The following is a 20,356-nucleotide window of genomic DNA, read 5'->3' on the forward strand; positions in this document are numbered from 1 at the left end:
GGGTGCCGCCATGAGCGAACGTGTGGTGCTGCGGGTGAAGGGGCGGGTTCTCGTCGGGGCCGACGAGGTCCGGGACGAGCTGTGGGTGGTCGACGGGCGGATCACCTACGACCGTCCCGTCGGCGCCCGGGACGTGCGGACCGTCGAGGGCTGGGCCCTGCCCGGTCTCGTCGACGCGCACTGCCACGTCGGTCTCGGACCGGACGGGCCGGTCCCGCGGGACGTCGCCGAGAAGCAGGCGCTGACCGACCGGGAGGCGGGCACCCTGCTGATCCGGGACGCGGGTTCGCCCTCGGACACTCGGTGGGCCGACGACCGCGAGGACCTCCCGAGGATCATCCGCGCGGGCCGGCACATCGCCCGTACCCGCCGCTACATCCGCGGCTTCGCGCACGAGATCGAGCCCGAGGACCTCGTCGCGTACGTCGCCCAGGAGGCCCGGCGCGGAGACGGCTGGGTCAAGCTGGTCGGCGACTGGATCGACCGCGACCTCGGCGACCTGAGCCCCACCTGGCCGCGGGACGCCGTCGAGGCGGCCATCGCCGAGGCGCACCGGCTCGGCGCCCGCGTCACCGCGCACTGCTTCGCGGAGAGCTCCCTGCGGGACCTCGTCGAGGCCGGCATCGACTGCGTCGAGCACGCGACGGGACTCACCGACGACCTCGTGCCGCTCTTCGTGGAACGGCGCGTCGCCATCGTCCCGACCCTCGTCAACATCGCCACCTTCCCGCGGCTCGCGGCCGGCGGGGAGTCCAAGTACCCGCGCTGGTCGGCCCATATGCGGCGGCTGCACGAGCGGCGCTACGACACGGTCCGCGGCGCCTACGACGCGGGCGTCCCGGTGTTCGTCGGCACCGACGCCGGCGGCACCCTGCCCCACGGCCTGGTGGCCGACGAGGTCGCCGAACTGGTCACCGCGGGCATCCCGGCCGTCGAGGCCGTCGCGGCGACGTCCTGGAAGGCGCGGGCCTGGCTGGGGCGCCCGGGCCTGGAGGAGGGCGCGCCGGCGGACCTCGTCGTCTACGAGGCCGATCCGCGGGCCGACGTCCGGGTGCTGGCCGCTCCGCGGCGGGTCGTCGTCAACGGGCGTGTCGTTGACGGAGCGTGACCGATCGTCAGGGCCGCTCGTTGCTCACTCCCGTTCACGCGCCGGGCCGTCAACGCGTGCGCTCGCACAGAAGGGGGTACGGGGGTGACTTCGCGGAACAACCGTGCCTGTCGATTCGAAAAGTTTCACGGGTCGGTCACGTAGGAGTGAAGTCCCGCCGGATTGCTGACTGTTCACTCTCAGTGCGTAATTCTTGCCGAGTCCCGAGCAAGTCTCCTCTGAGGGGTTCCCCACCTTGAACGGCAAGAACTTCCGTATGCCCGCACGCCGTCTCGCGACCGTCGCGACGGCAACCGTCCTGGCCGCAGGTCCCGCGGTCCTGGCCGGTGCGGGGTCCGCGCACGCCACCGGTGACGAAGGACGCGCGAGCGCCGTCGTCCTGCGTACCGGACTCGACGTCTCCCTGCTCAACAAGACCGTGAACGTCCCGCTCGCGGTCTCCCTGAACGAGGTCCAGGCGCCGCAGAGCGCCGAGAAGACCGCGCTGACGGCCCGCCTCGACGGTGTCGACGGCGGCCAGGCCTTCAGCGTCCTGGCGGCCGAGGTGGCGACGGCGAAGGCCGACGTGACCGACACCGCCGCCGTGGCCTCCACCCGGCTCGCCCACGCCAGGCTGCACGTCCCCGGACTGCCCCTGCTGTCGCTCGTCGAGCTCGGCACGGTCACCTCCGAGGCGCGCTGCGAGGCGGGGAAGACCCCGGTCGCCGAGTCCAACCTGCTGGGCGAGGTCACCGTCCTCGGCAAGAAGGTCAAGGTCACCGCGGGCGGCCCCACCGACGTGAAGGTCCCCGGTGTCGGAGAGGTCCGTCTGGACCTGTCCAAGACCGAGACCACCACACGCACGGCCGCCGCGACGGCCCTCGAACTGACCGTCTCGGTCAACCCGCTGGACCTCAACGTGGCCGAGGTGGAGGGCACCCTGACCCTCGCGAAGGCCACCTGCGAGGCGCCGCCTGTCCAGGCCGCCGAGGAACCCGCGGGCGACCCGGAGCCGGCCGGTGACGAGAGCGGTGTCGAGCCCCAGGGCGCGCCCGCCGAGGCCGGGCTGGCCGAGACCGGCGGCAACTCCATGACCCCGTACATCGCCGGTGGCGCGGTCGCCCTGCTGCTCGCGGGCGGGGGAGCGGTCGTCGTGGCGCGGCGCGCCCGGAACTGACTGCGCGGCACGGTCCGGCGGCCGGCAGCCTGTGTCCCCAGGCTGCCGGCCGCCCGTGCGAGGCCGGAGGGCGGCCGTGCATGGCCGGAGCGCGCCCGTGCGAGGTCAGCGGCCGGACAGCGTGATCGCCTGGTCCAGACACTGGAGGAAGGCGTTGACGGTCGCCCGGTCCCGTACGGCCAGCCGCAGCCAGCCCTCGTCCAGCCCCGGGAAGGTGTCCCCCCGGCGCACCGCGTACCCGAGGTCGCGCAGATGCCGGCGCACGGCGGTCGCGCGCGGCAGCCGGACGAGGACGAAGGGGCCCTCGGCGGGTTCGGCGACGTGCAGCCCGTCCGGCTCGAACTCCCGCAGCCCGGCCACCAGATGGGCCCGGTCGGCGGCGATCCGGTGGGCGGCGTGCGCGGCCTCCGCGAGCGCCTGCGGTCCCACGCAGGCGGTGGCCGCGGCGAGCGCGGGCGTGGACACCGGCCACAGCGGCTGGGCCCGCTCCAGTTCCCCGATCGTCTCCGGGTCGGCGAGGACGTAGCCGATGCGGAGCCCCGCGAGACCCCAGGTCTTCGTCAGCGACCGCAGCACCACCAGACCCGGCACGTCCGTGCGCCCGGCCAGCGCCTCCCGCTCACCCGGCACGGCGTCCATGAACGCCTCGTCCACCACCAGCGTCCGCCCGGGACGCGCCAGTTCGGCGATCGAGGCGGCCGGGTGCAGCACCGACGTCGGGTTCGTCGGGTTGCCGATCACCACCAGGTCCGCGTCCTCGGGGACGGCCCCCGGGTCCAGCCGGAAACCGTCCTCGGCCCGCAGCAGCACCCGGTCCACGCCGTGCCCCGCGTCCCGCAGCGCCGCCTCCGGCTCCGTGAACTGCGGATGCACCACCACCGCCTGACGGACCTTCAGGCCGCGCGCGAGCAGCACGAACGCCTCCGCCGCGCCCGCGGTCAGCAGCACCCGCTCCACCGGCAGCCCGTGCCGGGCCGCCACCGCCGCCCGCGCCGCACGGCCGTCCGGATAGGCGGCGAGCCCCGTCAGCGACTCGGCGATCCGCTCCCGCAGCCATCGCGGGGGCGTGTCCGCCCGGACGTTGACCGCGAGATCGGTGAGCCGGGCACCGTCGTCACGGACCTCCGCGTCACCGTGGTGGCGGAGGTCATGGCTGTCAGTGCGCATGGGCATGCCCGTGGTGCCCGTGGTGATGGTGGTGGCCGTCGTCGTCCGGGTGGAAGTGCGGCTGCTGCGGCGCGCCCACCTTGTCCTCGAACCCGGGCAGCGCGATCCGGTACACGCACGAGTCGCAGTTCATCCGCAGATCGCCCTGAACGGCCTCCCGGTACCGCTCCATCACCAGGTCGAGCAGCTCGGGCTCGGGACCGATGACGTCCGCCGAGAACACCTCCGCCTCCGGGTGCGCCGCCGCCCAGCCCTCGGTCTGCTGCCGCACCCGCTCCGGCAGGATGCCCGTGAACAGGAAGTAGGGCAGGACGACGATCCGCTTCGCCCCGAGCCGCACGCACCGGTCGAGCCCGCTCGGCACGTCCGGCGCCGCCAGCGACACGAACGCCGTCTCCACGCCCGCGTACCCGCGCCCCTCCCACAGCAGCCGGGCCGCCTTGTACACCTCGGCGTTGGCGTCCGGGTCGGTCGAACCGCGCCCCACCAGCAGCACCGTCACGTCCGAGCGATCCCCCGGGGTGCGTCCCGCGGAGCCGCCCAGCGCCTCCTCCAGACGCCGCTCCAGGACCTTCAGCAGCGAGGGGTGCGGGCCCAGCGGACGCCCGTAGGTGTACGAGATCCCGGTGTGGCGCTCCTTCTCGCGGGCCAGGGCCGCCGGGATGTCGCCCTTGGCGTGCCCGGCGGACACCAGCATCAGCGGCACCGCGGCGAAACGGCGCGCGCCCCGCTCCACCAGCTCGGTCACCGCCTCGCCGAGCGGCGGCGGGGACAGCTCGATGAAGCCGCCCGCGACGGGCAGTTCGGGATGGCGCTGCCCCAGCTCCCGGACGAAGGCGCGGAACGCCTCGGCTCCGGCCTCGTCCCGGGTGCCATGACCGGCGATGAGCAGGGCGGGCGGCGGGGTGGTCACGATTTCTCCTCGGAGGACGAAGTGGGGTGGTACAGAAGGGCGTTGAGCGCGGCCGAGGCGACGGCGGAGCCGCCCTTCTCGGACACGTTGCTCACGGCGGGCAGTCCGCTGTCGCGGAGCGCCGCCTTGGACTCGACCGCGCCGACGAAACCGACGGGCAGCCCGATGACGAGTGCGGGGGAGGCGTCCAGCGTGAGCAGTTCCTCCAGCGCGGTGGGCGCGTTGCCGATCACCCACAGCGCCCCAGGCCCGACCTGTTCGTAGGCCAGCCGGATCGCGTGCGCGGAACGGGTCAGCCCCGGTCCGGCCACAGCGTCCCGCAGCCGGCACACGGTCTCCCGGCGGGTGATCCCGGCGGCCACCATCTCCACGTCCACGACGACGGGCGCGCCGCCGTGCAGCGCGGCGTGCGCCTTCTCCAACTGCCCCTCGTCCAGGACGAGGTCGTCGGCGTAGCCGAGATCGGCGGCGGAGTGCACGACCCGCTCCACGACCGCCCGCGTCAGCGGCGGCAGGTGCGTGGTGTCCAGCCGGGCACGCATCCGCCGGTAGGACTCCACCTCGATGGGGTGGACGACTCGGTTCACTTCGGGTCCTCCTGCCAGCGGTAGCCGCGCGGCGTCACCATGCGCCCGGCGATCCGGCGGGTCGCCGTGTTGCCCACCGTCACCACCGTCATCATGTCGACCCACGCCGGATCCAGGGAGCCCAGGGTCGTCAGCCGGCTGGACTCGTCCGGCCGCGACGCGTTGCGCACGACACCGACCGGTGTGGCCGGCTCCCGGTGCTCGGCGAGGATCGCCAGGGCCTTCGGCAACTGCCAGTCACGGCCCCGCGACCGCGGGTTGTAGAAGGTGACCACGATGTCCGCCTCGGCCGCCGCGCGCACCCGCCGCTCGATGACCTCCCACGGGGTGTGCAGGTCGGAGAGGCTGATCGACACATGGTCGTGGCCCAGCGGCGCGCCGAGGATCGCGGCGGCGGCGAGCGCCGCGGTCACCCCGGGCACCCCGGTCACGTCGATGTCGTCCGACGCCTCGGCCAGCGCGGGCGACGCCATCGCGTACACGCCCGCGTCGCCGCTGCCGATCAGCGCGACCGCCTGCCCCTTGCGGGCCTCCGCCACGGCGGTGCGGGCCCGCTCCTCCTCGGCGCCGAGCCCCGACTCCAGGACCACGGTGCCGGGCCGCAGCAGGTCGCGGATCTGGTCCACGTACTGGTCCAGGCCCACCAGCACGGCGGCGCCTTGGAGTTCGGCCTTCGCGCGCGGTGTGAGCAGGTCCCGGGCGCCGGGCCCCAGGCCCACGACCGCGAGCCGGCCGCGCGCGGGACGCCGTACGACGGCACAGGTCGCCATCGCGGCATGGCCGTCGGCGCGCGACGACTTCCGCTTGGGGACGAGGAGTTCACCCCCGCCGGCCAGCGCGGCGGCCTCGGCGACCGACGGTGTGCCCACGGCGGCCAGCGGCGCGTTCGAGGGGTTGGGCACCTCGACCGCCGCGAGCTCCGGCGCGCCGAACGTCACCAGCGGGACGCCCAGTTCGCGTGCCGCCCCGACGACGCCCGGCTCCTCGGCCTTGGCGTCGACGGTGGCGAGATGGGCGAGGGACGCCGCCGACAGCCCGGCGTCCCGCAGCGCGTCGCGGACCAGCCCCAGCACCTCCTCCACCGGCGCGCCCCGGGAGGCGCCCACCCCGACGACCAGCGACGGCGGACGCAGCACGACCTCCCGCTCACCGGCGTCCACGAGCCGGTCGGTGAGCCGGATGACGTGGTCCCCGCTCTCCGCGACCCTCAGCGCGGGCAGCGGCCAGGGCGACTCCGCCTCCAGCACGACCGGTTCCCCGTCCAGGAGCGCCCGCGACACGGCGGCCACGTCCCCCTCGACGGGCAGCCCCAGCAGGTCGAGCCCCGGCAGCCCGGCCGCGTCCGTGGCCGTCGTCACCACCGGCTCGGCCCCCAGCAACTCGCCGACCTCACGGGCCAGTTCGTTGGCGCCGCCGGCGTGCCCGCCGACCAACGACACGGCGAACCGCCCGCCCTCGTCCACGCACACCACTCCGGGGTCGGACGTCTTGTCGCCGAGCAGCGGCGCGACGAGCCGCACCACGGCCCCGGTCGCCAGGAAACACACGAGCTGCTCGCACTCCACGAACGCGGTCCGTACGGCGTCCCCGACGGGGCCCTCGTACACACGCGTCCGTCCCGGCCAAGCGGCGGCCAGCCGGTCCCGCGCAGCCGCGCCCGCCGACGTGGCGGAGATGAGGCCGATCACAGAGCAACTCCCTCTTGAGAAACGGGGGTTCTCGACCCCCACAACAGAAACACGGGATTGGTCGCCGCGAGCCGGGTCACCTCGCCCGGCAGCGGCGCCAGCCGCGACGACTGCAACAGCACCCCGTCGCAGGAGAACCCGGCGCCCGTGAGCGCCGCACGGGCCTGCGGCACCCGGTCCAGGGCGGCCATGGCCACCACGACCGTCCGCCGGGCCCGCAGCGCGCACGCGGCGACGACGGCGGGCAGCTCGCGCCCGCCACCGCCCACGAACACGGCGTCCGGATCGTCCAGCCCGGCCAGCGCCCCGGGCGCCGTCCCGTGCACGACCCGCACGTCCACGCCGTGCGCTGCGGCGTTGGCCCGGATCCGCCCGACGCCGTCCGGTGCCTTCTCCACGGCGGTCACGGCCGCCCCGAGCCGCGCGCACTCCACGGCCACCGACCCGGAGCCCGCCCCGACGTCCCAGACGTGGTCGCCGAGCCGGGGCCCGAGCCGGGCCAGCGCCAGGGCCCGCACCTCGAACTTGGTGATCATCGAGTCGCGGTGGCCGAACCCGGCCTCCTCCAGCGCCCACCGGTCCGCCCCGGGAGCGTCCCCGGCGACCGTCCGCACCGCGCCCAGCGCCCGCGTCTCGTCCAGGCACAGCACCACGCTCACCGCCGTGCCCCAGTCCCGGGCGGCGGCCTCGGCGGGGGAGACCCGCTCCACCCGCTCGGCGTCCGACCCGAGAGCGGAGGCGACGTACAGCGTGCGCGGGTCCGGCCCGAGCGCCGCCCCGAGCTCCGCGGGTCCGGCCCCCGGCCCGGTCAGCACGGCCACCTTCGGCCGCGCCCGGCAGACGTTGACGGCGGTCCGCAGCTCCCGCCCGTGCGCGCTGACCACGACCGCGTCGTCCCACGGCAGCCCGAGCCGCGCGAAGGCGGTCGCCACCGAGGAGACACCGGGCCGCACGTCCAGCGCGTCCGGCCCGAACCGCTCGGCCAGCGCCCGCACGATCCCGAAGAACCCGGGGTCGCCGGAGGCCAGCACGACGACCTTCTCCTCCAGGCACCGCCCGATGCGGTCGAGGGCGGGCGCGAGCGCCCCGAGGACGACCTGCTGGGCCCCCGCGGGCACCGGCGCGGACTCCAGATGCCGCCGCCCGCCCACCACGAGCCGGGCCCCGGCCAGCACCTCGGCCGGCACCGGCGCCCCCGTCCCCGTGCCGAAGACGGTGATCACGTACTCGCACCCCGTTCGCGCAACGCCCGGCGGGCCGCGGGGTCGGCCTTGCGATAACCGTGGAAGTGACCGGGGTGGTACAGGTGCGATCGGGTGCCCTCGGCGTCCAGCGCCGGGCCGACCAGGAAGAGCGTGTGCTTCCAGAGCTTGTGCTCCTTGACCGTCTCCTCCAGCGTCTCGATCGTGCACCGCACGATCAGCTCCTCCGGCCAGGTCGCCTGGTACGCCACCACGACCGGTGTGGTCGTCGGGTAGCCGCCCTCCAGCAGCTCCCGCACCAGCTGCCCGCTGCGCGCGGCGGACAGGAAGATCGCCATCGTCGTGCCGTGCTTGGCGAACTCCCGCACCTCCTCACCGGGCGGCATCGGCGTCTTGCCGCCGCCCAGCCGGGTGAGCACCACGGACTGCGCGACCTCCGGGATCGTCAGCTCGCGCTGGGCGAGCGCGGCGACGGCCGAGAACGCGGACACCCCGGGGACCACCTCGGTCGCGACACCGATCCGCGCGCACCGGTCGAGCTGCTCCTGCGTGCCGCCCCACAGGGCCGGGTCGCCGGAGTGGATCCGGGCCACCTTCAGACCGTCCGCGACGGCCCGCTCGTAGACGGCGACGACGTCCTCCAGCGACATCGTCGCCGAGTCGAGGATCTCCGCGTCCTCGCGCGCGTGCTGCAGAACCTCCGCCTGGACCAGGCTGGCGGCCCAGATCACGACGTCGGCCTCGGCGATGGCGCGCGCGGCACGGAACGTCAGCAGGTCGGCGGCGCCGGGGCCGGCACCGACGAAGGTCACCTTGCCGGTGGGGGCGTCGGCCATGGGTTCGGATCCTCTCGTACGAGCGTTACTTGGGGGTTTGGATGTGCGCGAAGGGGCCCTGATCGGATACGAAGAGCCCATGGCGGTGTTCGTTGCGCTCGGCGCGTTCCTGATGACGCTGGCCGGCGGCTGGACCGCGCAACGCGTGACGGACCGCCGTCACCTGGTGCTGGGCCTGGCCGGCGGCCTGATGCTGGGCGTCGTGGGCCTGGACCTGCTGCCCGAGGCACTGGAGGCGGCGGGCACCGAGGTCTTCGGCGTCCCGGCGGCCCTGCTGCTCTTCGTGGGCGGTTTCCTCGTCGCCCATCTGGTGGAACGTCTCCTCGCCGGACGCCAGGCCGCGCACGGGGCGGAGGAGCACGACGGACGCGTGCCCCAGGTCGGCCTGACGGCCGCCGCCGCGATGGTCGGGCACAGCGCCATGGACGGCGTGGCGATCGGCGCGGCCTTCCAGGTCGGCGGCGGCATGGGCACGGCGGTGGCCCTCGCGGTGATCGCCCACGACTTCGCCGACGGCTTCAACACGTACACGATCACCAGCCTGTACGGGAACGCCCGCCGCAAGGCGGTGGCGATGCTGCTGGCGGACGCGGCGGCCCCGGTCGTCGGCGCCGCCTCGACGCTGCTGTTCACCATCCCGGAGCAACTGCTCGGCGGCTATCTCGGCTTCTTCGGCGGCGCGCTGCTCTACCTGGCCGCGGCGGAGATCCTGCCCGAGGCCCACCACGACCACCCGGCCCGCTCGACGCTGCTGTGCACGATCGCGGGGGCGCTGTTCATCTGGCTGGTGGTCGGCATCGCCGACTGACCCGATGCCGGAAGCGTGGACCGGGGTCACAGTTTGCCGCCCCGGCCGCCGTCCCGCCGGGCGGGCGCGATGAGCGTCGAGAGATAGGGGAGAGGGCCGTCGTCGAGCGTGGAGGCGGGCTGGATGGACTCCTCGTCGAGCCCCAGCGCCGACCCCCACACCGCGTCCTCGATCCGCCCGGTCTCCCGCAGCGCCTCGGCGACCTCACGGGCCTGCCGCCCGAACTTGTACGCCACGACCGTGCCCGGCCCGGCCAGCGCCTCCTTGAGCGCGGCGGCGCCCGCGGTGACCGGCACGAGCGTCAGCGGCTCGGTCCCCTCGGTGAGCACGGCACCCGACCGGGCGGCGAGATCCTGCATGGCGGTGATCCCGGGCACCGTCTCCACGACGGTCCCCGGCACCAGCTCCGCGATCGTGTGCGCGAGATACGTGAAGGTCGAGTACACGTTCGGATCGCCGATGGTGGCGAACGCGACCGTCGCGTGCCCGGCGAGCAGCCCGGCCACCCGCTCCCCGGCCGCGTCCCACGCGGCCTCGCGCCGCGCCCGGTCACTGCGCTCGTTCAGCGCGAACACGACCCGGACGATCTTCCCGGCGGGCACGTAGTGCAGCACGGTCGCCTCGGCCCGGCCCCGCTCACCCGTGTCCATCACGGGCACGACGACGACATCGGCGGCCCGCAGCGCGTTGATGCCCTTGACGGTCACCAGCTCGGGATCGCCCGGCCCGACCCCGACCCCGATCAACCTCTTGCTGCTCATGACGTCCGGCACCTCTCCACGAACCGACGGGCCACACCGGGCCGCGCCGCCCAGTGCGTGTGCAGATAACTCGCGTGCACACCCTGTTGTACGAAACCTTCGACCCGCCGCCCGGGGGCGCGCACCCCCCACGCGGGAGCCGGCCCGGCCCCCGGCTCCACGGCGGTCCGGTGAAACTCGTGCCCCCGCATCCGCGTCCCCGCGACCATCAGCGAGCTGTCCCCGACGGCCACCGCGTCCCGGTAGCCGAGCGTCAGCCGCTCCGTCATCCGCGCCGAGGCGTCGAGCACCCCGCACATCGGCTGCCCGTCCAGCTCCCGGCACAGGTACAGCAGCCCCGCGCACTCGGCGGCCACCGGTGCGCCCGACTCGGCCAGCGCGGTCACGGCCTTCCGCAACGGCTCGTTCGCCGACAGCTCGGCGGCGTACACCTCGGGGAACCCGCCCCCGACGACGAGCCCCCGCGCACCGTCCGGCAGCCCCTCGTCCCGCAACGGATCGAACACGACGACCTCGGCCCCGGCCGCCGTCAGCAACTCGGCGTGCTCGGCGTAGGAGAAGGTGAAGGCGGCACCACCGGCGACGGCGACGACGGGCCCGCGCGCACCTGGTCCGGCCCGTCCGGCGTCCGCGTCGGCCCGTCCGGCGTCCGCGCAGGAAGCCAGCGCCTCGGCCGCGTCCCACTCCGCCCCCGACAGCGCCCCCGCCCCCCGCGCGAGCGCCAGCAGCCCCTCCAGATCGCACCCGGCGGAGACCTGCGCGGCCATCGCCGCCACCGCCTCGACGGCCGCCTCCTGCCGCTCGGCGACCGGCACCAGCCCCAGATGCCGGGACGGCGTCCCCACCTGGGCCACCCGCCGCAGCACCCCGAACACCGGCACCCCGACCGACTCCAGCGCCTCCCGCAACAGCTCCTCGTGGCGGTCGGACCCGACCTTGTTGAGGATCACGCCCCCCACCCGCACCTCGGGATCCCACGACACGAACCCGTGCACCAGCGCCGCGACGGACCGCGCCTGCGCCGACGCGTCCACCACCAGCACCACCGGCGCCCGCAGCAGCTTCGCCACCTGCGCGGTGGAGGCCAGCTCGCCTTCCCCGGACGCCCCGTCGAACATCCCCATCACGCCTTCGACGACGGCGATGTCGCACCCCCGCGCCCCGTGCGCGAACAACGGCGCGATCGACTCCGTCCCGCACAGGTACGCGTCGAGGTTCCGCCCCACCCGCCCGCTGGCGAGCGCGTGGTACCCGGGGTCGATGTAGTCCGGCCCGACCTTGTGCGGGGACACGGCGAGCCCCCGCGCGGCGAACGCGGCCATCAACCCCGTGGCGACGGTGGTCTTGCCGCTGCCCGAGGAGGGCGCGGCGACGACCAGCCGTGGGACGGACACACTCACCACTCGATGCCCTTCTGGCCCTTCTGACCGGCGTCCATGGGGTGCTTGACCTTGGACATGTCGGTGACGAGGTCGGCGAGGCCGACGAGCTTCTCCGGAGCGTTCCGCCCGGTGATCACCACATGCTGGGTACCGGGCCGGTTCCGCAGCACCTCGACGACCTCCTCGACGTCGACCCACCCCCAGTGCATGGGGTAGGCGAACTCGTCGAGCACGTACAGCCGGTACGTCTCGGCGGCGAGATCCCGCTTGACCTGCTCCCAGCCCTCCCGGGCCTTCTCCTCGTTGTCCATCTGCGCGTCCCGCTGGACCCAGGACCAGCCCTCGCCCATCTTGTGCCAGTCGACGGTCCCGCCCTCACCGCTGGCGCCGAGCACCCGCAGCGCGTTCTCCTCGCCGACCTTCCACTTCGCCGACTTGACGAACTGGAACACCCCGATGGGCCACCCCTGGTTCCAGGCCCGCAGCGCGAGCCCGAAGGCGGCGGTGGACTTGCCCTTCCCGACGCCCGTGTGCACGACGACCAGCGGCCGGTTGCGGCGCTGACGTGTCGTCAGTCCGTCGTCCGGCACCACACTCGGCTGTCCCTGCGGCATTACGCGGCCCTCCTCTGCACGTCCTTCACCAGACCGGCGATCGCGTCGGCCCGCAGTTCGTCCAACGTGACGGCCGTGCCGCCCAGTTCGCCCGCGAGCCGCCCCGCGAGCCCCAGCCGCACGGGCCCCGACTCGCAGTCGACGACGACGGAGGCGACCGACCCGGCGGCGAACAGCCGGGCCGCACGCCCCGCGAGGGCGACCGGCTCGGGCCCGCCGGTGGCCCGCCCGTCGGTCACGACGACCATCAGCGCCCGCCGCGCGGGATCCCGCAGCCGCTCCACCCGCAGCACGTCGTGCGCCTTCAGCAGCCCGGCCGCCAGCGGCGTGCGCCCGCCCGTGGGCAGCGTCTCCAGGCGCGCCGCGGCGGCGTCCACGGACGACGTGGGCGGCAGGGCGACGTCCGCGGCAGAGCCCCGGAACGTCACCAGCCCCACCTTGTCGCGCCGCTGGTAGGCGTCGAGCAGCAGCGACAGCACGGCGCCCTTGACGGCGCTCATCCGCTGCCGCGCGGCCATCGACCCGGAGGCGTCCACGACGAACAGCACGAGATTGCCCTCGCGCCCCTCGCGGGTCGCCTGCCGCAGATCGTCCCGCCGCACCACGAGCCCCGGCCCCGAACGCCCGCGCGCCCGCTGATGCGGTGCCGCCGCCTGCACGGTCGCCGCCAGGTGCAGCTTGGTCAGCGCGCCCCGGGGCCGTCGCGCACCGGTCGTCCGGCCGTGCTCGGTCCGCGCCCGCGAACGCCGCCCGGCCGCACCCTCACCGAGGCCGGGCACGCTGAGCACCTTGGTCCGGAACGGCTCGGAGGCCCGTACGGCGGACTGCTCACCGGCGCCGCCGGCCTGCGGCTCGCCGTCCTCACCGGCCTCGGGCCGCGCCCCGGACCCGGAGTCGCCCTGCGCGGGCCCGTCGTCCGGGGCGGGCTGACCGCCGCCTCCGCCGGGCCCGTCCGGATCGGGGTCGTCCTCGGCCTCGTCCTCGCCGCTGAACTCCTCCAGCGTCTCGTCGAGCTTGTCCTCGTCGAGTCCGGGCGCGTCGAAGGGGTTGCGGCGGCGCCGGTGCGGCAGCGCGAGCAGCGCGGCCTGCCGGACGTCCTCCGCCAGCACCTCGGTGCGCCCGGCCCACGCGGCCAGCGCCGTGGCGGTGCGCGCCATCACGATGTCGGCGCGCATCCCGTCCACCTCGAACGCCGCGCAGGTCGCCGCGATCTGCCGCAGCGCCCCGTCACCGAGCCGCACCGACGGCAGCAACCGCCGTGCGGCGACGATCCGTTGCCGTACCCCGGCCTCCTCGTCCGCCCAGCGCCCCGCGAACCCGTCCGGGTCGTCGTCGTAGGCGAGGCGCCGCCGGACGACCTCCACCCGCTGGTCGGGCTCGCGCGAGGCGGCGACCTCCACGGTCAGCCCGAACCGGTCGAGCAACTGCGGCCGCAGCTCGCCCTCCTCGGGGTTCATCGTCCCGACGAGGAGGAACTTGGAGGCGTGCCGCACGGAGACGCCCTCGCGCTCCACGTACGAGGCGCCCATCGCGGCGGCGTCGAGCAGCAGATCGACCAAGTGGTCGTGGAGGAGGTTGACCTCGTCCACGTAGAGGATGCCGCGGTGCGCGTCGGCCAGCAGACCGGGCTCGAACGCCTTCACGCCCTCCGCGAGCGCCCGTTCGATGTCCAGCGCCCCGACCAGCCGGTCCTCGGACGCCCCGACGGGCAGCTCCACCATCCGCGAGGGCCGCGCGCCCCCGGGCCCGTCCTCGTGCGGCCCGTCCGGGCACGCCGGGTCCGGCTTGGCCGGGTCACAGGAGAAACGGCACCCGGGAACGACGTCGACCTCCGGCAGCAACGCCGAGAGGGCGCGCACCGCGGTCGACTTGGCGGTGCCCTTCTCGCCGCGCACCAGCACACCGCCGACCGCCGGCGAGACGGCGTTCAGCAGCAGCGCGAGCCGCAGATCGTCCTGACCGACAACGGCCGTGAAAGGGAAGGGGGTGGTCACTGGTCGTCGCCCTCCAGGTCGCCTTCGAGTTCCAGATACGTGGCGCGCAGCCGTTCCAGCGTGTCCGCGTCCGGTTCGGCCCACAGGCCCCGGTCGGCCGCCTCCAGCAGCCGCTCGGTGATCCCGCGCAGGGCCCAGGGGTTGGACTTCTTCATGAAGTCCCGGTTCTCCGGGTCGAAGACGTACTCGGCGCTCAGCTTCTCGTACATCCAGTCGTCGACCACGCCGGCCGTCGCGTCGTACCCGAAGAGGTAGTCGACGGTCGCCGCCATCTCGAAGGCGCCCTTGTAGCCGTGGCGCCGCATCGCGGCCATCCAGCGGGGGTTGACGACCCGGGCGCGGAACACCCGGTGGGTCTCCTCGCCCAGCGTGCGCGTCCGCACCTGGTCCGGGGTGGCCGAATCGCCCACGTACGCCTCGGGGTTGGCGCCGGTGAGGTGCCGGACCATGGCGACCATGCCGCCGTGGTACTGGAAGTAGTCGTCGGCGTCGACGAGGTCGTGCTCGCGCGTGTCGACGTTCTTCGCCGCCACCGCGATCCGCTTGAACGCGGTCTCCATGTCCCCGCGCGCGGCCCGCCCGTCCAGCCCGCGCCCGTACGCGTAACCGCCCCACACCGCGTACACCTCGGCGAGGTCGGCGTCGGAGCGCCAGTTCCGCGCGTCGATCAGCGGCAGCAGCCCGGCGCCGTACGCGCCCGGCTTGGAGCCGAAGATGCGGGCGGTGGCCCGGCGCCGGTCCCCGTGCTCCGCGGTGTCCTCGTCGGCGTGCGCGCGCACGTAGTTGAGGTCGGCGGGCTCCTCCAGCTCGGCCACCGTCCGCACCGCGTCGTCGATCAGCCCGACCACGTGCGGGAACGCGTCCCGGAAGAACCCGGAGATACGGACCGTCACGTCGATGCGCGGACGCCCCAGCTCGTCCAGGCCGACGACCTCGAAGCCGGTCACGCGCCGGGACGCCTCGTCCCACACCGGGCGGCAGCCCAGCAGCGCGAGGATCTCGGCGATGTCGTCGCCCTGGGTGCGCATCGCGGACGTGCCCCACACGGTGAGACCGACCGACTTCGGGTACTCCCCGGTGTCGGCCAGGTACCGCTGCACCAGCGAGTCGGCGAGCGACTGACCGACCTCCCAACTCAGCCGGGACGGAATGGCCTTGGGGTCGACGGAGTAGAAGTTCCGCCCCGTCGGCAGGACGTTGACGAGTCCGCGCGTGGGCGAACCCGACGGACCGGCGGGGACGTACCCGCCGTCCAGCGCCTTGAGGATGTGATCGATCTCGTCCGTCGTGCGGGCCAGCCGGGGCACCACCTCACGGCACGCGAACTCCAGCACGGCGACCGCGTCGGGGAGTTCGAGGCCGAGGACGTCACGGACCAGTCCGGGTGCCTCGGCGACGTCCCAGTGCCGCGCCTCCATGCCCTCCGCGACCCGCCGGCACAGCACCTCCAGCAGATCGACCGCGTCGGCGGCCGTCCGCGCCGGACCCTCGACCAGCTCCGACAGCTCCACCGGCACCTTCACCGGGGCGCCCGGCTCGGCCAGCAACTCCTTCTCCACCAGCCCGAAATGAGCCGCCAGCGCGGCCCGCAGCCCCGGCAGGGCGTTCGCCTGGCCGCCCCACACCTGCGAGGCGCGCAGCACGGCGAGCACGAGATTGACCCGGGCCTCGTCGACCGGCCCGCCGCCCAGGATGTGCAGCCCGTCCCTGATCTGCACGTCCTTGATCTCGCACAGATAGCCGTCGATGTGCATGACGAACTCGTCGAAGTCGCCGTCGTCCGGCTGCTCGTCGACATGCAGGTCGTGATGGAGCTCGGCCGCCTTGACCAGCGTCCAGATCTGCGCCCGCACGGCCGGGGCCTTGGCCGGGTCCAGGTCGGAGACCAGCGCGTACTCGTCGAGGAGCTGCTCCAGCTTGGCGAGGTCGCCGTAGGTGTCCGCGCGCGCCATCGGCGGCACGAGGTGGTCGACGACCGTGGCGTGCCCGCGCCGCTTGGCCTGGGTGCCCTCGCCGGGGTCGTTGACGATGAACGGGTAGATCAGCGGCAGGTCGCCCAGCACCGCGTCCGGGGCGCAGCCGCCGCTCAGGCCGAGGCCCTTGCCGGGCAGCCACTCCATCGTGCCGTGCTTGCCCATGTGGACGACCGCGTCGGCGCCGAAGGAGTTCTCCAGCCACCGGTAGGCGGCCAGGTAGTGGTGCGAGGGCGGCATGTCCGGGTCGTGGTAGATCGCGATCGGGTTCTCCCCGAAGCCGCGCGGCGGCTGGATCATCACGACGACGTTCCCGAACCGGAGCGAGGCGAGCACGATGTCGTCCCCGTCGACGTACAGCGAGCCCGGCGGCTCGCCCCACGCCTCCAGCATCCCGTCCCGCAGCTCCGGGTCGAGCTTGTCGAACCAGGCCCGGTAGTCCGCGAGCGGCACCCGCGCGGGCGCGGACGCCAGCTGGTCCTCGGTCAGCCACTCGACGTCATGGCCGCCGGCCTCGATGAGCCGGTGGATCAACTCGTCGCCGCCGGAGGGGTATTCGGTCAGCGAGTACCCGGCGTCCCGCAGCGCGTCCAGCACCCGCACGGCCGAGGCGGGCGTGTCGAGTCCCACCGCGTTGCCGACCCGCGAGTGCTTGGTCGGATACGCGGTGAACACGAGCGCCAGCTTCTTCTCGGCGTTCGGCTTGTGCTTCAACTGCGCGTGCCGTACGGCGATCCCGGCGACCCGGGAGGCCCGCTCGGGGTCGGCGACGTAGACGGGGACGTCGTCCGGGCCCTGCTCCTTGAACGAGAACGGCACGGTGATGAGCCGCCCGTCGAACTCGGGGATGGCGACCTGCATCGCCGCGTCCATGGGGGACAGGGCCGCGTCGGACTCGTCCCAGGCCGCCTTGGAGGAGGTGAGGCAGAGCCCTTGCAGCACGGGCACGTTCAGATCGGCGAGCGCCCCGATGTCCCACGCCTCCTCGTCGCCGCCCGCCGAGGCCTGCGAGGCGTGGGTGCCGCCGGCCGCGAGGACGGTCGCCACGAGGGCGTCGGCCCGCCCGAGCAGCTCGTACAGCCCGGCGTCGGCGCCGCGCAGCGAACCGCAGTACACGGGAAGGGCGTTGGCGCCGCGCGCCTCGACGGCGTCGCACAGGGTGTCCACGAAGCCGGTGTTGCCGCTGAGTTCATGGGCCCGGTAGAAGAGCACGCCGACGGTGGGCCGGCCCTCCTCGAAGGCGTACGTGCCGTGGGCGCCGTACTCGGGCATCTTCCGCGGCCCGGCGAACCCCTCGCCGGTCAGCAGCACGGTGTCGGACAGGAACCGGGCCAGCTCGGTGAGATTCTCCGGGCCGCCCTCGACGAGGTACCTGAGCGCCTCGGCGACGACACCGGCGGGTACCGACGACTCGGCCATCAGCTCGGCGTCGGGCACGGTCTCCCCGCCCAGCAGCACGGTGGGGATGCCGGAGGCCTTCAGCGCGGCCAGCCCGTCCTCCCAGGCCCGCTTGCCGCCCAGCAGGCGTACGACGGCGATGTCCGCGCCCCGGACGAGGGCCGGCAGCTCCCCGGCGACGTCCACGCGGGTCGGGTTGCCGATCCGGTATGCGGCGCCGGAGGCACGGGCCGCCAGCAGGTCCGTGTCGGCGGTCGACAACAACAACACAGTGCTCATGCGGGCGCTCCCGGTGGAATGAAAGGCAGTCCTTGCGGCGCGCCCGACTCGATGAGCCGCATCAGCGCGTCCGTGTCCGCGTGCTGTTCGATCAGGTCGCCGAGCCGGTCGAGCTGCTCCTCGCGCAGCGCGGCGAACGAGGTGTCGGGCGCCGGCACGAACCGGCGCCCCGAGGCGGCGGCGACCTCCCGCAGGAAGGCGCGGCGGAACCCGTCCGACTCCAGCGAGCCGTGCCAGTGGGTGCCCCAGGTCTGGCCGACGCGGCAGCCGTCGAGGAAGGGGGTGCCCCCCTCGACGGTCGCGACCCCGTGGTGGATCTCGTACCCCTCGACGGACTCGCCGAGGGCCTCGCCGGTGGGCCGGGTGAGGGTCTTCTCACGGGCGAACCGCACCCGCACGGGCAGCAGTCCGAGCCCGGTGACCTCGCCGCGCCGGCTCTCGACGTCGTCCTCGATGTGCTCGCCGAGGATCTGGAAGCCGCCGCAGATCCCGAGGACGGGCCGCCGCTCGGCGGCCCGCCGCAGCAGGGCGTCCGCGATCCCGCGCTCCCGCAGCCAGTCGAGGGCCCTGACCGTGGCGCGGGTTCCCGGGACGACGACGAGGTCGGCGTCGGCGAGTTCCTCGGGCCGGTCCACGAACCGCACGACGACGCCGGGTTCGGCGGCCAGCGCGTCGATGTCGGTGAAGTTGGACATCAGGGGGACGGCGCAGACGGCGATCCGCAGCACGTCCTCGCCGTGGGGCGGGGCGACGTTCGACTCGCGCACGGTGCCGCGCAGCGAGATGCGCAGCCCGTCCTCCTCGTCGATGCCGAGCCCGTGCCGGAACGGCAGCACCCCGTAGGTGTGCCGTCCGGTGAGTCCGTGGAGCATGTCGAGGCCGGGTTCGAGGAGCCCGACGTCGCCCCGGAACTTGTTGACGAGGAACCCGGCGACGAGCCGCTGGTCCTCCGGCGACAGCAGGGCGACGGTTCCGAAGAAGGAGGCGAAGACCCCGCCCCGGTCGATGTCCCCGACAACGAGGACGGGCAGCCCGGCGTTGCGGGCGATGCCCATGTTGACGATGTCGGTGCGCCGCAGGTTGATCTCGGCGGGGGACCCGGCGCCCTCGCAGATCACCGCGTCGTACGTGCCCCGCAGTTCGGCCAGGCAGTCCAGGACCGTCCCCAGCAACCGCTGCTGCCGTCCGCCGTGGTAGCCGCGCGCGCTCATCTCCCCGACGGGCTTGCCCATCAGCACGACCTGGCTGCTCTGGTCGCCGCCGGGCTTGAGCAGCACGGGGTTCATCAGCGCGGACGGTTCGATCCGGCAGGCCTGGGCCTGCATGGCCTGCGCCCGCCCGATCTCGGCGCCCTCGCGCGTCACGAACGAGTTGAGGGACATGTTCTGCGCCTTGAACGGGGCGACCTTCACCCCCTGCCGCACCAGCCACCGGCAGATCCCGGCGGTGACGACGCTCTTCCCGGCGTCGGAGGTGGTCCCCGCGACGAGCAGCCCCCCGCCCAAGCTCCCGCTCATCCCTTGCGCCCCTTCAGCAGAGCCCGCCCGGCGACGCTCACCCCGAGCGCCAGCAGCCCGACGCGCCGCGACAGCCGTACGGCGCGTTCGATGTCGTACGAGGCGACGGCCCGCCCCTCGCCGTTGAGTACGGGCCGGTGCTCGACGCGCCCCGCGTAGGAGAGCGTCCCGCCGAGCCGTACGCCGAGGGCGCCCGCGAACGAGGCCTCCACGGGGCCGGCGTTGGGGCTCGGGTGCTTGGCGGCGTCCTGGCGCCAGGCGCGGACGGCGCCCCGGCGGTCGTCCCCGCCGAGCGCGGCCAGCACGGCGGTCAGCCGCGCCCCCGGCCAGCCGGCCACGTCGTCCAGGCGCGCGGACGCCCAGCCGTACCGCAGGTACCGTTCGGAGCGGTGGCCGACCATCGCGTCGAGGGTGTTGACGGCCCGGAACCCGAGCAGCCCCGGCACCCCGCCGACGGCTCCCCACACGAGCGCGCCGACGACGGCGTCGGAGGTGTTCTCGGCGACGGACTCGACGACGGCGCGGGCGATCCCGTCGGAGTCGAGCGCCTGCGGGTCGCGCCCGCACAGATGGGGCAGCCGGGCCCGGGCCGCGTCGACGTCCCCGGCGTCCAGCGCCCGCCCGACGACCCGGGCCTCGCGCGCGAGGGAGGTCCCCCCGACGACGGCCCAGGTGGCGGCGGCGGTCAGGGCGACGGAGGCGGCACGGGAGGGGCGCACGGCCCGCTCGGCCACGGCCCCGAGGGCGACGGCGCTCCCGGCGCACACGGCGGTGTGCAGGGCGCCCCACCCGCGGTGGTCCCGCCACAGCACCCGCTCCACGGCTCCCGCGGCCCGCCCGAACGCGGCGACCGGATGCCCCCGGCGGGGATCGCCGAGCAGCAGGTCACCGAGGAGGCCGGCGGCGGCGCCGTACGCGAAGACGCGATCGGCACGCACCGGTTCAGCCGATCGGGAGTGCGCGGGACGGTCCG

At 74.5% G+C, this 20,356-nt stretch carries 16 protein-coding genes; 3 read left to right on the plus strand and 13 right to left on the minus strand.

Annotation, left to right across the window (positions count from 1 at the left end; all coding sequences use genetic code 11):
* Positions 1-10 precede the first annotated feature (10 nt).
* The gene (locus ACIPSE_RS19855) at positions 11-1,108 is read left to right on the plus strand and encodes an amidohydrolase family protein (protein ID WP_401664360.1); all 1,098 of its coding nucleotides are present in this window, start codon (positions 11-13) and stop codon (positions 1,106-1,108) included.
* 235 nt (positions 1,109-1,343) lie between these two features.
* On the plus strand, positions 1,344-2,264 hold the full coding sequence (locus ACIPSE_RS19860) for an SCO1860 family LAETG-anchored protein (protein ID WP_401664361.1): 921 nt from the start codon (positions 1,344-1,346) through the stop codon (positions 2,262-2,264).
* 105 nt (positions 2,265-2,369) lie between these two features.
* Here ACIPSE_RS19860 and cobC read toward each other — a convergent pair whose 3' ends face one another.
* Genes cobC through cobM form a run of 6 tightly spaced genes read right to left on the minus strand, consistent with a single transcriptional unit; the run spans position 2,370 to position 8,657 of the window.
* On the minus strand, positions 2,370-3,431 hold the full coding sequence (gene cobC, locus ACIPSE_RS19865) for an Rv2231c family pyridoxal phosphate-dependent protein CobC (RefSeq protein ID WP_401664362.1): 1,062 nt from the start codon (positions 3,429-3,431) through the stop codon (positions 2,370-2,372).
* Positions 3,421-4,344, minus strand: a complete 924-nt coding sequence (locus ACIPSE_RS19870; RefSeq protein WP_401664363.1) for a sirohydrochlorin chelatase — start codon at positions 4,342-4,344, stop codon at positions 3,421-3,423. Before ACIPSE_RS19870 ends, cobC begins: the two co-directional genes overlap by 11 nt.
* Complete coding sequence (locus ACIPSE_RS19875) at positions 4,341-4,931, minus strand: precorrin-8X methylmutase (protein ID WP_401664364.1); 591 nt, start codon at positions 4,929-4,931, stop codon at positions 4,341-4,343. The genes ACIPSE_RS19870 and ACIPSE_RS19875 overlap by 4 nt, the downstream gene beginning before the upstream one ends.
* Entirely contained in the window at positions 4,928-6,619 is a 1,692-nt protein-coding gene (gene cobJ, locus ACIPSE_RS19880; RefSeq protein WP_401664365.1) for a precorrin-3B C(17)-methyltransferase, read from the minus strand. Before cobJ ends, ACIPSE_RS19875 begins: the two co-directional genes overlap by 4 nt.
* Complete coding sequence (cbiE, locus tag ACIPSE_RS19885) at positions 6,616-7,842, minus strand: precorrin-6y C5,15-methyltransferase (decarboxylating) subunit CbiE (protein ID WP_401664366.1); 1,227 nt, start codon at positions 7,840-7,842, stop codon at positions 6,616-6,618. The genes cobJ and cbiE overlap by 4 nt, the downstream gene beginning before the upstream one ends.
* Positions 7,839-8,657 (minus strand): precorrin-4 C(11)-methyltransferase, encoded by an 819-nt coding sequence (gene cobM, locus ACIPSE_RS19890; protein WP_401664367.1) that lies wholly within the window; start codon positions 8,655-8,657, stop codon positions 7,839-7,841. The genes cbiE and cobM overlap by 4 nt, the downstream gene beginning before the upstream one ends.
* 79 nt (positions 8,658-8,736) lie before the next feature.
* Here cobM and ACIPSE_RS19895 point away from each other — a divergent pair, with 79 nt between their 5' ends.
* Positions 8,737-9,465: a ZIP family metal transporter gene (locus tag ACIPSE_RS19895; protein ID WP_401664368.1), complete on the plus strand. Its 729-nt coding sequence runs from the start codon at positions 8,737-8,739 to the stop codon at positions 9,463-9,465.
* Positions 9,466-9,491: 26 nt separating this feature from the next.
* Here ACIPSE_RS19895 and cobI read toward each other — a convergent pair whose 3' ends face one another.
* Genes cobI through ACIPSE_RS19930 form a run of 7 tightly spaced genes read right to left on the minus strand, consistent with a single transcriptional unit; the run spans position 9,492 to position 20,321 of the window.
* Positions 9,492-10,238: a precorrin-2 C(20)-methyltransferase gene (cobI, locus tag ACIPSE_RS19900; protein ID WP_401664369.1), complete on the minus strand. Its 747-nt coding sequence runs from the start codon at positions 10,236-10,238 to the stop codon at positions 9,492-9,494.
* Positions 10,223-11,626 (minus strand): cobyrinate a,c-diamide synthase, encoded by a 1,404-nt coding sequence (locus tag ACIPSE_RS19905; RefSeq protein ID WP_401664370.1) that lies wholly within the window; start codon positions 11,624-11,626, stop codon positions 10,223-10,225. The genes cobI and ACIPSE_RS19905 overlap by 16 nt, the downstream gene beginning before the upstream one ends.
* Positions 11,623-12,222: a cob(I)yrinic acid a,c-diamide adenosyltransferase gene (gene cobO / locus ACIPSE_RS19910; RefSeq protein ID WP_401664371.1), complete on the minus strand. Its 600-nt coding sequence runs from the start codon at positions 12,220-12,222 to the stop codon at positions 11,623-11,625. Before cobO ends, ACIPSE_RS19905 begins: the two co-directional genes overlap by 4 nt.
* Complete coding sequence (locus ACIPSE_RS19915; RefSeq protein WP_401664372.1) at positions 12,222-14,216, minus strand: putative cobaltochelatase; 1,995 nt, start codon at positions 14,214-14,216, stop codon at positions 12,222-12,224. Before ACIPSE_RS19915 ends, cobO begins: the two co-directional genes overlap by 1 nt.
* Positions 14,213-17,866 carry a cobaltochelatase subunit CobN gene (cobN, locus tag ACIPSE_RS19920; RefSeq protein ID WP_401664373.1) on the minus strand — a complete coding sequence of 1,218 codons (3,654 nt, stop codon included), beginning with the start codon at positions 17,864-17,866 and terminating at the stop codon, positions 14,213-14,215. Before cobN ends, ACIPSE_RS19915 begins: the two co-directional genes overlap by 4 nt.
* Positions 17,863-19,383, minus strand: coding sequence for a cobyric acid synthase (locus tag ACIPSE_RS19925; protein ID WP_401664374.1), 1,521 nt, complete (start codon positions 19,381-19,383; stop codon positions 17,863-17,865). The genes cobN and ACIPSE_RS19925 overlap by 4 nt, the downstream gene beginning before the upstream one ends.
* Positions 19,380-20,321, minus strand: a complete 942-nt coding sequence (locus tag ACIPSE_RS19930; protein WP_401664375.1) for a cobalamin biosynthesis protein — start codon at positions 20,319-20,321, stop codon at positions 19,380-19,382. Before ACIPSE_RS19930 ends, ACIPSE_RS19925 begins: the two co-directional genes overlap by 4 nt.
* Between the last annotated feature and the right edge of the window lie 35 nt (positions 20,322-20,356).

This window comes from Streptomyces sp. NPDC090106 (assembly GCF_044747265.1).
Classification (GTDB): Bacteria; Actinomycetota; Actinomycetes; order Streptomycetales; family Streptomycetaceae; genus Streptomyces.

Excerpts from the sequence above, each read along its gene's own strand:
- cobC (WP_401664362.1), bottom strand. The coding sequence starts at position 3,431 with ATGCGCACTGACAGCCATGACCTCCGCCACCACGGTGACGCGGAGGTC.
- ACIPSE_RS19925 (WP_401664374.1), bottom strand. The coding sequence starts at position 19,383 with ATGAGCGGGAGCTTGGGCGGGGGGCTGCTCGTCGCGGGGACCACCTCC.
- cobN (WP_401664373.1), bottom strand. The coding sequence starts at position 17,866 with ATGAGCACTGTGTTGTTGTTGTCGACCGCCGACACGGACCTGCTGGCG.
- ACIPSE_RS19895 (WP_401664368.1), top strand. The coding sequence starts at position 8,737 with ATGGCGGTGTTCGTTGCGCTCGGCGCGTTCCTGATGACGCTGGCCGGC.
- ACIPSE_RS19855 (WP_401664360.1), top strand. The coding sequence starts at position 11 with ATGAGCGAACGTGTGGTGCTGCGGGTGAAGGGGCGGGTTCTCGTCGGG.
- cobM (WP_401664367.1), bottom strand. The coding sequence starts at position 8,657 with ATGGCCGACGCCCCCACCGGCAAGGTGACCTTCGTCGGTGCCGGCCCC.
- cobO (WP_401664371.1), bottom strand. The coding sequence starts at position 12,222 with ATGCCGCAGGGACAGCCGAGTGTGGTGCCGGACGACGGACTGACGACA.